The sequence below is a fragment of the Halomonas sp. PBN3 genome (genome assembly GCF_000475415.1).
Taxonomy (GTDB): Bacteria; Pseudomonadota; Gammaproteobacteria; order Pseudomonadales; family Halomonadaceae; genus Halomonas; species Halomonas shengliensis.
In genome coordinates this window covers 1-12144 of the sequence record NZ_AXCA01000216.1, presented here as the reverse complement: position 1 = coordinate 12144, position 12144 = coordinate 1, and the positions used below count along the sequence as shown (strand labels likewise).

Below are 12144 nucleotides of genomic sequence, written 5' to 3'. Positions count from 1 at the left end.
GCAAGGAGGCAAGGAGGCAAGAGAGCCTGACCCATCAACGACAAGGGGCAAGGCGATCTCTCGCCCCGCCCCTTGACTCCTTGCCCCTTGCGGCTGACCTTACGCCTTGGCGCCCGGCAGCTTGAGGAAGTGCACGTTGGACATGTACTGCAGGATGCGGATCACCTGGCAGCTGTAGCCGAACTCGTTGTCGTACCAGACGTAGAGCACGGCGTTCTTGCCGTTGGCGATGGTCGCCTTGGCGTCGACGATGCCGGCGTGGCGGTTACCGACGAAGTCGGTGGAGACCACCTCCGGGGAGTCGACGTAGTCGATCTGCTTCTGGAAGGGGGAGTCCAGGGACATGCGGCGCAGGAAGTCGTTGAGGGCCTCGGCGTCGGTCTCCTTCTCCAGGCGCAGGTTGAGGATCGCCATGGAGACGTTGGGGGTCGGCACGCGGATGGCGTTGCCGGTGAGCTTGCCGGCGAACTCCGGCAGCGCCTTGGCCACCGCCTTGGCGGCGCCGGTCTCGGTGAGCACCATGTTGAGCGGCGCGCTGCGGCCGCGGCGGTCGCCCTTGTGGTAGTTGTCGATCAGGTTCTGGTCGTTGGTGTAGCTGTGCACCGTCTCGACGTGGCCGTGCTCGACCCCGAACTCGTCGTTGAGCACCTTGAGCACCGGCACGATGGCGTTGGTGGTGCAGGAGGCGGCCGAGAGGATGCTGTCACCCTCGGTGATCGCCTCATGGTTGATGCCGTAGACGATGTTCTTGATGTCGCCCTTGCCCGGTGCGGTGAGCAGCGCCTTGGCCGCGCCCTTGCACTGGAGGTGCTGGCCGAGGCCCGCCTCGTCGCGCCAGATGCCGGTGTTGTCCACCACTACGGCGTTGTCGATGCCGTAGGCGGTGTAGTCGACGTCGGCCGGGGAGTCGGCGTAGATCACCTGGATGACGTTGCCGTTGGCGGTGATGGTGCGCGCCTCGGGGTCGACGCTGATGGTGCCGTCGAAGGGGCCGTGCACGGAGTCGCGACGCAAGAGGCTGGCGCGCTTCTCGAGGTCCTTGGCGATGTCACCACGGCCACGCACCACGATGGCGCGCAGGCGCAGCAGGTTGCCGCCGCCGGCCTTCTCCACCAGCACCCGGGCCAGGATGCGACCGATGCGGCCGAAGCCGTAGAGCACCACGTCCTTGGGCTCACCGTTGCCGGCGGCAGGGTCGTGGCCATCGACGATCTCGGCGAGCTGCTCGCGCAGGAAGGCCACGGCATCGCCGCCGCCCTGCTTCTTGTAGGCCACGCCCAGCTTGCCCACGTCGACGTGGGCCGGCCCCAGGTTGAGCTCAGTCATCGCCTTGACCAGCGGGTAGGTGTCCTGCACCGAGAGCTCGGTCCCCTCCACCTTCCGCACGAAGCGGTGGTCCTTCAGGATGCGGATCACGCTGCGGTTGAACAGCGAGCGCCCGTAGAGCGTGGTGACCACGTTGTTGTGCCGGTAGAGGCTACCGATCATCGGGATCATCTGCTCGGCAAGCGCCTGGTTGTCGTGCCATTCCTGGAAGACGGTATCGGAGGGTTGCTGACTCACGTGCGGCCTCACTGGTGGGTTCGGGATTCGGCGACATTATCCCGGGGCCTTGCCCCCGCGGCAATCGCTGGATGGTCGCAGCCGCTGTAGGGGGATTACAGGAACGGCCGTTTGACTACAAGAACCGGGGCGGCTGGTATGATGGCCGCCTGCTAGGAGCCTGCCGGGCCCAGGAACCCGCCGACTGCCGACGACGAGACCATGCCGACATTTTCTCCGCTCGACCCACCGCGCCCGCAAGGGCTGCGTGACACCCTCTACTGGCAGCAGCCCCAGGGCAGCGCCGCCGCCCTGGCCCTGGCCCACCTGGCCGAGGACGCGCCGCTGCTAGTGGTCACCGCCGACACCGCCCAGGCACTGCGCCTGGAGAGCGAGCTGGCCTTCTTCAGCCGCGTGCCGGTGCTGCCCTTCCCCGACTGGGAGACGCTGCCCTACGACAGCTTCTCGCCCCACCAGGACATCGTCTCCGCCCGGCTGCGCACCCTGCGCCGGCTGCAAGACGGCGAGCACGGCATCGTGCTGGTGCCAGTCAACACCCTGATGCAGCGCCTGCCGCCGGTGGACTACATCGCCGGGCGGGTGATGACCCTGGAGGTGGGCCAGCGCCTGGATCGCGAGGCCTTCCGCGACGCGCTCTCGCGTGCCGGCTACCGGGCGGTGGAGACGGTCTTCGAACCCGGCGAGTATGCCCTGCGCGGCGCCATCATCGACCTCTTCCCCATGGGGGTGGAGGCCCCGCTGCGCATCGACCTGTTCGACGACGAGATCGACACCCTGCGCACCTTCGACCCGGACACCCAGCGCAGCGCCGACCGGGTCGAGCGCATCGAGCTGCTGCCGGCCCACGAGTACTCGCTGTCGCGCTCCGCCATCGCCTGCTTCCGCGAGGGCTTCGAGACGCTGTTCGACGTCGACCCGCGCCAGTGCCCGCTCTATGTGGACGCCCTCAAGGGCATCCCCTCCCCCGGCCTCGAGCAGTACCTGCCGCTGTTCTTCGAACAGACCGCCACCCTCTTCGAGCACCTCGCCGACGCGACCCGGGTGGCGCTGCTGCCGGGCGTCTTCGAGGCCGCCGAACACCATTGGGGAGCGATCGAGAGCCGCTACGAGAACCTCGGCGTCGACCCCACCCGGCCGCTTCTGCCGCCCCACCGCGCCTTCGTGCCGGTGGCCGAGGTGTTCGCCGCCATCAAGCGCCACCCACGGGTGGAGCTCACCGCCGACGACGCCCAACGCCACGCCCTGGCACCGGCCACCCAGGCCCCGCCGGAGGTAGCGATCAACGCCCGGGCCCGGGAGCCCCTGGCGGCGCTGTCGCGCTTCCTCGAAGAGAACGCCGGGACCCGGGTGCTGTTCGTGGCCGAGTCCCGCGGGCGGCGCGAGGCGCTGGAGGAGACCCTGGCGCCGCTCAGGCTGAACGCCCCCCACGTCGAGGACTTCGCCGAGTTCCTCGCCGGCGAGGCGCGCATCGCCATCACCGAGGGCGAGCTCACCTCCGGACTGTGGCTCGAGGAACCGGCGCTGGCGGTGATCAGCGAGTCCGAGCTCTACGGCGAGGTGGTGCGTCAGAGCCGCCGCCGCGAGAAGGCCACCGACGCCGACGATCTGGCCATCCGCCACCTCTCGGAACTCAAGCCCGGGGCCCCGGTGGTCCACCAGGCCCACGGCGTGGGGCGCTACCGGGGCCTCGAGACCCTGGAGGCCGGGGGCCAGGCCGCCGAGTTCGTGACCCTGGAGTACGCCGACGGCGCCAGGCTCTACGTGCCGGTGGAGAGTCTGCACCTGATCTCGCGCTACGCCGGCGCCGACGACGAGCTCGCCCCGCTGCACCGGCTCGGCTCCGACCAGTGGGAGAAGGCCCGCAGGAAGGCTGCCGAGAAGATCCGTGACACCGCCGCCGAGCTGCTCGACATCTACGCCCGCCGCGAGGCCCGCGAGGGCTTCGCCTGCGCCGCGCCGGACGCCGACTACGCCCGCTTCGCCGCCGCCTTCCCCTTCGAGGAGACGCCGGACCAGCGCGCCGCCATCGGCGCGGTGATCGGCGACATGACCGCCCCGCGGCCCATGGACCGCGTGGTGTGCGGCGATGTGGGCTTCGGCAAGACCGAGGTGGCGATGCGCGCCGCCTTCCTCGCCGTGCACTCCGGTCGCCAGGTGGTGGTGCTGGTGCCCACCACCCTGCTCGCCCGCCAGCACTACGAGAACTTCCGCGACCGCTTCGCCGACACCGCCGTGAACATCGAGCTGGTCTCGCGCTTCACCGCCGGCAAGGGGCAGGCCGCCGCGCTCAAGCGCATCGAGGAGGGCCAGGCGGACATCGTCATCGGCACCCACAAGCTGCTCTCCAAGTCGATGAAGCTGCCCCGGATGGGCCTGCTGATCATCGACGAGGAGCACCGCTTCGGGGTGACCCAGAAGGAGCGCCTGAAGAGCCTGCGCGCCGAGGTGGATATCCTCACCATGACCGCCACACCGATCCCGCGCACGCTGAACATGGCGATGAGCGGCATCCGCGACCTCTCCATCATCGCCACCCCGCCGGCGCGGCGCCTGTCGGTGAAGACCTTCGTGCAGCGCCGCGACGAGGCGGTGATCAAGGAGGCGGTCCTGCGCGAGATCCTGCGCGGCGGCCAAGTCTACTTCCTGCACAACGAGGTCAAGACCATCGAGACCGCCGCCGAGACGGTGCGTGAGCTGGTCCCCGAGGCGCGGGTCGGGGTCGCCCATGGCCAGCTGCCGGAGCGCGCCCTGGAACGGGTGATGTCGGACTTCTACCACAAGCGCTTCAACGTGCTGGTGTGCTCGACCATCATCGAGACCGGCATCGACGTGCCCAGCGCCAACACCATCCTGATCGAGCGCGCCGACAAGTTCGGCCTCGCCCAGCTCCACCAGCTGCGCGGCCGCGTCGGGCGCAGCCACCACCAGGCCTACGCCTACCTGCTGACGCCGCCGCCCAAGGCGATGACCCGCGACGCCATCAAGCGCCTCGAGGCGATCGGCGCCGCCGAGGACCTTGGCGCCGGCTTCACCCTGGCCAGCCACGACATGGAGATCCGCGGCGCCGGTGAGCTGCTCGGCGAGGAGCAGAGCGGGCAGATGGAGGCGATCGGCTACGGGCTCTACATGGAGATGCTCGACCGCGCCGTGGCGGCCATCCGCGCCGGCAAGACCCCCAACATCGAGGCACCGCTGGACGAGGGCGTCGAGATCGGCCTCAACCTGCCGGCGCTGATCCCCAGCGACTACCTGCCCGACGTGCAGCAACGCCTGGTGATGTACAAGCGCATCGCCAGTGCCGAGAACGAGGCTGCCCTCAAGGAGCTGCAGGTGGAGATGATCGACCGCTTCGGGCTGCTGCCCGCCCCGGTGAAGACACTGCTGCGCCAGACGAAGCTTCGCCAGCGCGCCGAGCGCCTGGGGATCACCCGCCTCGAGGCCGGGGCCGAGCGCGGCCGCATCCTCTTCGGCGGCCACACCCGGGTCGACCCACTGACCCTGGTCAACCTGATCCAGCGCGAACCGGGCCGCTACCGCCTCGACGGCGCCGATACCCTGCGCTTCGAGGCCGCCATGGAGCAGGAGGAGGCCCGCTTCCAGACCGTGGAGCAGCTGCTCGAGATCCTCAACCAGAAGACAGAGGCGGCATAGCCCCAGGGCTGGCGAACCCGCGCCTTTCGCGGCACTCTATAGGATTACGCGACAGCATGACACGACGTCTCATCGCCCCATTATCGGCGGCGCCTGCAGGACGCAGCGCCGCCCTCATGATGCCACCAGGAGTCGACTTCCCCTGATGAACACCGCAACCCTGGCCAAACGCGGCGCCCGCCTGGCACTGGTGCTCGGCACCGGCGCCCTGCTCTCGGCCGGCGCCATGGCGGCCGAGCCGACCGCCGACGAGGTACGCGACCTGCCGCGCGGTCACTATGCGCTCCCCGAGAGCGGCAGCGTCATCGGCGAGCACTACACCATCACCGTCGAGGAGGGTGACACCCTGATCGACATCGCCCGCGAGCACAACGTGGGCTACGAGGAGATCCGCATGGCCAACCCAGAGGTCAGCCTCTGGGCGCCCTTCGCGGGCACCGAGGTGATGATCCCGGGACGCCGGATCCTGCCCGACGCCGAGCGCGAGGGGATCGTGGTCAACCTCTCCGAGCTGCGCCTCTACTACTACTCCAAGGAGGGCATCGTCGAGACCTACCCGATCAGCGTGGGCCGCGAGGAGTTCTCCACCCCGGTCGGCGTCACCAAGACCACCATCAAGGTCAAGGATCCCGCCTGGTCACCGCCCGCCTCCATGCGCCGCGAGGCCGCCGCCCGCGGCGAGCCGGCGCCCTCCGTGGTCCCCCCGGGCCCCGACAACCCCCTGGGCCGCCACGCCATCCTGCTGGGGCTGCCGAGCTACCTGATCCACGGCACCAACAAGCCCGAAGGGGTCGGCATGCGCGTCAGCCGCGGCTGCATCCGCATGTTCCCTGAGGACATCGAGTCGCTCTACCAGCGCGTGCCCAGCGGCACCCGGGTCAACATCATCGACCAGCCCTTCAAGGCCGGCTGGAGCGAGGATGGCGAGCTGCTGGCGCAATCCTTCCCCACCCTGGAGGAGAACCGCGAGGGGTTCGAACCGCTGATCTTCGCCATCGACAAGGTCAGCAAGGCGTTCGGCGAAGAACAGCCGCCGGTGGACTACGCCCAGCTGCGCGAGCTGGTCGAGTCGCCGGACGGCGTCACCGTGTCGCTGATGCGTACCGCCGAGGAGGCGCCTACCCCCGAGGCCCCGAAGGCCCCCAGTCTCTACGACGCCATCGCGGTGGCCGTGCGCTGAGCGCCGGCGCACCCTTCCCACCAACGAGAAGACCCCGCCGAGGCGGGGTCTTCTCTTGCTGCAGAACCGCATCGCCATCAGGCGATGTCGGCGCTCGACAGAATTACTTCTGCATGGAGCGCTGGAACATGCGGTTCATCTCGTCACGGTTCTGCTCGGACATCTGCAGAGCCGCCTGGGCGTCACGCTGTGCCTGGTTGGCGGTGTTCTGCGCCTGAACCGCGATGCTGCGAGCCTCGGCGGCGTCGGCCTGTGCAGACTCGGCGGTCTGACGAACCTCTTCCAGGGCACTGGTAGAGGCACAGCCAGCCAGAACGGCCAGAGAAGCAGCAGCGGCGGTCAGCTTCAGGGTGGTCTTCAGAGTCATGGTGTTCTCCTTGGGTCTTCCTTGGTACTGCGTTGAAAGAAGCCTGACATTCAGGCGTCCTGCCTGCGGATGCAGGCGCGTCTGCAGCGACTTGTGCTCGAGTCAACTTGTACCCGAAGCACGGGAGTCAAACGCTGTTTTATTATACGCAACGGCGCTTGTCCATCGCTTTCAACGTCCCTTGCGCATATACCAGCCTAGCGGATCACGACGCGTGTGCCAATGTCGATCATCGATGCCAGGCGCTCGATCTGCGTATCGGTCACCGCCACGCACCCCTGGGTCCAGTGGAACTGGCGATGGACCTCCGGGTCCCCCTTGCCGATGCCGTGCAGGCCGATGAAGCCACCCAGCACGGTGTCCTGGGGCGGATGGCCGTTGCGCCGGTAGTAGTCGAAGTAGCGATCGTAGTCCTGCTGGCTGTAGATGCCCTCGTCCAGCGCCACCCGGGCGTGGGTCGGCGTCGGGTAGTCCAGCCCCACGAAAAGGTGCCAGTCGCTCTCGAAGTTGAAGCGGTTGACCCGGAACTCGCCCTTGGGGGTGGCATTGCTGCCCTTGAGACGCATCGGGCGCGCCCCGCCGCGGCCCAGCGAGATGGGATGGAAGCGCTCGAGCTGGCGATTGCCGCGGTAGACGATGAGCTCGGCCTCGCGGTCATCCACCAGCACCCAGAGCTCGTCGGCGTGACGCGGCAGATGGGCGCGGGAGAGCTGGGTCTCGACCAGGTTGGCCCGGGCCGGCCCGGCGCCCAGCAGTGCCAGCGGCGCGGCCAGGGCCAGGCAGGAGAAGCGGCGGCGGGAGAGGTGTGGCATGGACAGAGGGACTCCTGTCGACGAAAGCGTGGGCGTCGCGGGATGAGCGGCGACGCGACTGGTGGCTTTATAGCCTATCCGGCGGGTCCCTGTCAGGCCCCTCAGGCGGGCAGCAGCTGGCGATGGGGCGAGGGGGCGAGGGGGCGTCGGCCATGGGGATCTCCTGGCGTGGGGATAAGCGCTCCGTGTCAGCATAGGCCCTGGGGCCCCGGACGACGAACCCCCTGGGCCGGGGTGGCCACAGGGGGTTCGCGGGTCAACCGGGAGGGGGCTCGGGTCAATCCTGACGCTCCACGGTGAAGATCGCCTGGAGCTTCTCCTTGCGGCCGTAGAGGTGGACGGTGGTGCGATCGAAGGGGAAGCGCTCCAGGTAGGGGCTGTCGGCGTCCAGGCGCGGCTTGTGGGCGTTGATCAGCGCCGCCTTGAGCCGCTCGCGATTGGCCTTGCCGCAGGGACCGATGGCGTACCACAGGGCCTCCTCCGGCTGCAGGCTGGCCTCCCAGCGGGGGCGGGACTCGTCGTGCTGGATGCCGTAGCGGGCGCTGCCGCTCTCTCCCACGTGCAGCAGCTCCTGCACCTCCATCTCGCCGCTCTCGGGATCCTTGGCGGCGCGGTAGACGCAGTAGATCCCCGGCTCGTCGGTGGCCTCCTTGAGGCCGTCGTCGTCCCAGTAGCCCAGCATCTTGGGCGAGAGTATCTGATCGTTCATGGGGGCTCCTCAGTAGTCCTCGAGTCGCTGCATGTCGCGGGCGATGCGCCGCACCTCCGCCTCGTGGCCCCGTGAGAGGGCCTCGAAGAAGGCGCGCACCTCGCCGCCGGCGGCAAGCTCCGCACGATGGTCGTAGAGATCCTGCAGGGTACGATGGGCCGTCAACGCGGTGGAGAGTACACCCTGCACGCTGGCACAGTCGATGCACTCGGGCAGGCGCTCCAGCACCGGGGGGTGGGGGAAGTCGGCGGGATCGTCGAACCAGCTCGCAAGCACCTGGCGATGGTCGCTGCCGTCCGCCAGGTAGCCGGTCAGGTCGCTCTCCATCTTGCGCTCGCGCTCGGCCAGGTACTCCAGTGCCATACGCACCCGCTCGCCGACCTCACCCCTGGCCAAGGACGCATACTGCTCGGCCAGGCGCCGATGGTAGTCGGCCGCCCAGTCGACCAGCTCCTTCACCTGATGAAACCGCATGATGGCACCTCCCCGTCATGATCACGGCGACCCGCTGCCGCCTCGGCTCCTTGTCTTCATCCTAGCCAAGGGGCGGCGTGAGCGCTTGACGCATATCAACGAGAGGCGATGCAGGTCAACGCGAGGCGATTCAGGCGGGTCCTACCACTCCTGGCTGGTCTCGCGCAGGGCGGCGATCTCCGCCTTGGCCTCGGCCAGGCAGTCGGCCAGCTCGTCGCCGAGCTCGGCCGGTCCGCCCACGGCGATCAGGCCGGCGGCCGCCTCGCTGCGGCGCCGGGCGGCGCCGTCGTCGGAGTGCAAGGCCTCGAGGCGGGTGACCAGCCGCGCCAGCCAGCTGCCCGGCTGGGCGGCCAGCTCGCGCAGGCGGTGCAGCTCGGCGATCTCGGCCCCCTCGGGACCCAGCAGCTCGCGCCAGGCGTGGCCGGGCAGGCGGGCATGCTCGGTCACTTCGCGCAGCAGCGACTCGAGCGCCAGCTCGAGGAGTGCCAGGGCGCCTTCCTCGGCGGCCATGCGCCGCGCCTCGGCGTGCTCGTCATCGCCGGCCGGGGTGGCCAGCAGTAGCTGCGCCTGGTAGAGCAGCTGGTTGGTGCGGGCTCGCGGGGTCACTTGCGCTTGTCCTCCACCTGCCAGCGGTTGCCGTCGTAGGTGGCCTTCCAGCCGGTGGCCTTGCCGTCCTCGTCGGTCATCACGAACTGCTCCTTGGTCTTGCGCGAGAAGCGGATCTGGGCCGGGCGGCCATCCGGGTCCTCACTGGGGGCGTCGAGCAGGTAGCGGTACTTCTCCGGCAGCTCCTCGGCGTGTGCCTTGAGCTCACGGACCAGCGGCGGGCGGGTCTCGCGGTTACGGGGGAACTTGCTGGCCGCCAGGAACAGGCCGCTGGCGCCGTCGCGCAGCACGTAGTGGTCGTCGACCTTCTGGCAGGCCAGCTCGGGCATGTCGATGGGGTCCATCTTGGGCGGCGCCACCTCGCCGTTGCGCAGCAGCTTGCGGGTGTTCTTGCACTCGCTGTTGGTGCAGCCGAAGTACTTGCCGAAGCGTCCGCTCTTGAGCTGCATGTCGCTGCCGCACTTGTCGCACTCGATGGTCGGGCCGTCATAGCCCTTGATGCGGAATCGCCCCTGCTCGATCTCGTAGCCGTCGCAGTCGGGGCTGTTGCCGCAGATGTGCAGCTTGCGCGTCTCGTCGATCAGGTAGCTGTCCATGGCGGTGCCGCATTTCGGGCAGCGGTGCTTGGCGCGAAGGGCGTCGGTCTCGGCCTCCTCGTCGGCATCGGCGGCCACCGCCTCCTCGCCGGGCAGCAGGTCGATGGTGGTCTTGCAGCGCTCCTTGGGCGGCAGGTTGTAGCCGGAGCAGCCCAGGAAGACCCCGGTGGAGGCGGTGCGGATCTGCATCTTGCGCCCGCAGGAGGGGCAGTCGATGTCGGTGGGCACCGGCTGGTTGGGACGCATCCCCTCCTCACTCTCGGCCTCCGCGAGCTCCTTTCGGAACTCGGCGTAGAAGGCGTCGAGCAGCTCGCGCCAGTTGCGCTCGCCCTCGGCCACCTCGTCGAGGCTGTCCTCCATGCGCGCGGTGAAGGAGTAGTCCATCAGGTCGGGGAAGGACTCCTTGAGCCGCTCGGTGACGATGTCGCCGAGCTTCTCGGCGTAGAAGCGCCGGTTCTCCAGCCTGACGTAGCCGCGATCCTGGATGGTGGAGATGATCGAGGCGTAGGTGGAGGGCCGGCCAATGCCGCGCTTCTCCAGCTCCTTGACCAGGCTCGCCTCGGTGTAGCGCGCCGGCGGCTTGGTGAAGTGCTGGCGCGGGTCCAGCGCCTCCAGGGTCATGGGGGTGCCCTCGGCAAGGTCCGGCAGCGACTGGTCCTCCTCCTTGCGCCCCATGGGCTTCATCACCCGGGTGTAGCCATCGAACTTGAGCACCCGCCCCTTGGCGCGCAGTTCGTAGCCGTCGGCGGCCACGGTCAGGGTGGTGGAGAGGTACTCCGCCGGGGTCATCTGGCAGGCCACGAACTGGCGCCAGATCAGCTCATAGAGGCGCTCGGCGTCGCGCTCCATGCCGGCCAGCTCGGTGGCCCGCCGGGCGACGTCGGAGGGGCGGATCGCCTCGTGGGCCTCCTGGGCGCCCTCCTTGCTGGAGTAGCGGTTGGGGGACTCCGGCAGGTAGCGTGCGCCGTACTCGTCGCCGATGAAGTCGCGCACGCTCTCCACCGCATCCTTCGAGAGGTTGGTGGAGTCGGTACGCATGTAGGTGATGTAGCCCGCCTCGTAGAGGCGCTGGGCCAGGGTCATGGTCTTCTTCACCGAGAAGCCCAGCCGGCCGCTGGCGGCCTGCTGCAGGGTCGAGGTGATGAAGGGGGCATTGGGCTTGGAGCGGGTCGGCTTGTCCTCGCGGCCGGTGATGGCAAGGCTCGCCTTGCGCAGGCCGGCGATGCGCTCCAGGGTCTCGGCCTCGGAGGTGGGCCGGAAGGCCTGGCCATCCTGGCGCGCCAGCTCGAAGCGCACCGGCTCGCCGCCCTCGGCGACCAGGTCGGCGTGGACGTCCCAGAACTCCTCGGGGACGAAGGCGCGGATCTCGCGCTCGCGCTCTACGATCAGGCGCATGGCCACCGACTGCACGCGCCCCGCGGAGAGGCCCCGGGCGATCTTGGCCCACAGCAGCGGCGAGAGCATGAAGCCCACCACCCGGTCGAGGAAGCGCCGCGCCTGCTGGGCCTCCACCCGCGGCATGTTGAGGTTGCCGGGGTCCTTGAAGGCCTCCTGGATGGCGCCCTTGGTGATCTCGTTGAACACCACACGACGATAGCGCCCCTCGTCGCCGCCGATGGTCTCGCGCAGGTGCCAGGCGATCGCCTCCCCTTCGCGGTCAAGGTCAGTGGCGAGATAGACGGCGTCGGCCTTGGCGGCCAGCTTCTTGAGCTCGGCGACCACCTTCTCCTTGCCGGGCAGGATCTCGTAGTTGGCCTGCCAGCCGTGGTCGGGGTCGATGCCCATGCGGCGGATCAGCTGATCGTGGGCCTTGCGCTTCCTGTACTCGGCCTTCTCCTCCGGCGACATCTTGCGGGTCGCCGCGGCCTGACGGGCACGCTCCTTGGGGTCGGAGGCCGCCTTGCCGGAGCCGCTGGTCGGCAGGTCGCGGATATGGCCCACGCTCGACTTCACGATGAAGTCGTTGCCGAGGTACTTGTTGATCGTCTTCGCCTTGGCCGGCGACTCGACGATGACCAGTGACTTGCCCATAGTGCTCCACTAAGTATCAGTGACACGGGCCGCATGGCCGTGCCTGGCGAAATCCTGCCGCCCAGCCCGGGCGCGCGAAAAATGCGCCTACCCTACCCCAGCGTCAGACGTCACGCCAGTGGCACTCGGGTGCCGGCAGGGCTATCGCAGATAGC

General features: G+C 68.9%; 9 protein-coding genes. 2 read left to right on the top strand and 7 right to left on the bottom strand.

Features of this window, described 5'->3' with window-relative positions; translation table 11 throughout:
• Positions 1–99: 99 nt before the first annotated feature.
• Positions 100–1563 (bottom strand): glyceraldehyde-3-phosphate dehydrogenase, encoded by a 1464-nt coding sequence (locus tag Q673_RS34385; RefSeq protein ID WP_023007351.1) that lies wholly within the window; start codon positions 1561–1563, stop codon positions 100–102.
• Between the two features lie 201 nt (positions 1564–1764).
• Between Q673_RS34385 and mfd the strand changes: the two genes are divergently transcribed.
• Together mfd and Q673_RS34375 are read left to right on the top strand one after the other, a co-directional pair.
• Positions 1765–5214 (top strand): transcription-repair coupling factor, encoded by a 3450-nt coding sequence (mfd, locus tag Q673_RS34380; RefSeq protein ID WP_023007350.1) that lies wholly within the window; start codon positions 1765–1767, stop codon positions 5212–5214.
• A gap of 145 nt (positions 5215–5359) precedes the next feature.
• A complete protein-coding gene (locus tag Q673_RS34375; protein WP_023007349.1) occupies positions 5360–6394 on the top strand; it encodes a L,D-transpeptidase family protein in 1035 nt (344 codons plus the stop codon).
• Positions 6395–6497: 103 nt separating this feature from the next.
• Here Q673_RS34375 and Q673_RS34370 read toward each other — a convergent pair whose 3' ends face one another.
• The 6 genes from Q673_RS34370 to topA all read right to left on the bottom strand — a co-directional run bounded on the left by Q673_RS34370 (position 6498) and on the right by topA (position 11989).
• Positions 6498–6761: an Lpp/OprI family alanine-zipper lipoprotein gene (locus tag Q673_RS34370; RefSeq protein WP_023007348.1), complete on the bottom strand. Its 264-nt coding sequence runs from the start codon at positions 6759–6761 to the stop codon at positions 6498–6500.
• 197 nt (positions 6762–6958) lie between these two features.
• Complete coding sequence (locus tag Q673_RS34365; RefSeq protein ID WP_023007347.1) at positions 6959–7573, bottom strand: L,D-transpeptidase family protein; 615 nt, start codon at positions 7571–7573, stop codon at positions 6959–6961.
• A gap of 277 nt (positions 7574–7850) precedes the next feature.
• Positions 7851–8282, bottom strand: coding sequence for a hypothetical protein (locus tag Q673_RS34360; protein ID WP_023007346.1), 432 nt, complete (start codon positions 8280–8282; stop codon positions 7851–7853).
• Positions 8283–8291: 9 nt separating this feature from the next.
• Positions 8292–8756, bottom strand: coding sequence for a hypothetical protein (locus Q673_RS34355; RefSeq protein WP_023007345.1), 465 nt, complete (start codon positions 8754–8756; stop codon positions 8292–8294).
• A gap of 141 nt (positions 8757–8897) precedes the next feature.
• Positions 8898–9362 carry a DUF6586 family protein gene (locus Q673_RS34350; RefSeq protein WP_023007344.1) on the bottom strand — a complete coding sequence of 155 codons (465 nt, stop codon included), beginning with the start codon at positions 9360–9362 and terminating at the stop codon, positions 8898–8900.
• The gene (gene topA, locus Q673_RS34345; protein ID WP_023007343.1) at positions 9359–11989 is read right to left on the bottom strand and encodes a type I DNA topoisomerase; all 2631 of its coding nucleotides are present in this window, start codon (positions 11987–11989) and stop codon (positions 9359–9361) included. Before topA ends, Q673_RS34350 begins: the two co-directional genes overlap by 4 nt.
• Positions 11990–12144 lie beyond the last annotated feature (155 nt).

Bases quoted from the DNA above. Each gene is read 5' to 3' on its own strand.
- Q673_RS34365 (WP_023007347.1), bottom strand. From the start codon at position 7,573: ATGCCACACCTCTCCCGCCGCCGCTTCTCCTGCCTGGCCCTGGCCGCG.
- Q673_RS34370 (WP_023007348.1), bottom strand. From the start codon at position 6,761: ATGACTCTGAAGACCACCCTGAAGCTGACCGCCGCTGCTGCTTCTCTG.
- Q673_RS34355 (WP_023007345.1), bottom strand. From the start codon at position 8,756: ATGCGGTTTCATCAGGTGAAGGAGCTGGTCGACTGGGCGGCCGACTAC.
- mfd (WP_023007350.1), top strand. From the start codon at position 1,765: ATGCCGACATTTTCTCCGCTCGACCCACCGCGCCCGCAAGGGCTGCGT.
- topA (WP_023007343.1), bottom strand. From the start codon at position 11,989: ATGGGCAAGTCACTGGTCATCGTCGAGTCGCCGGCCAAGGCGAAGACG.
- Q673_RS34375 (WP_023007349.1), top strand. From the start codon at position 5,360: ATGAACACCGCAACCCTGGCCAAACGCGGCGCCCGCCTGGCACTGGTG.
- Q673_RS34360 (WP_023007346.1), bottom strand. From the start codon at position 8,282: ATGAACGATCAGATACTCTCGCCCAAGATGCTGGGCTACTGGGACGAC.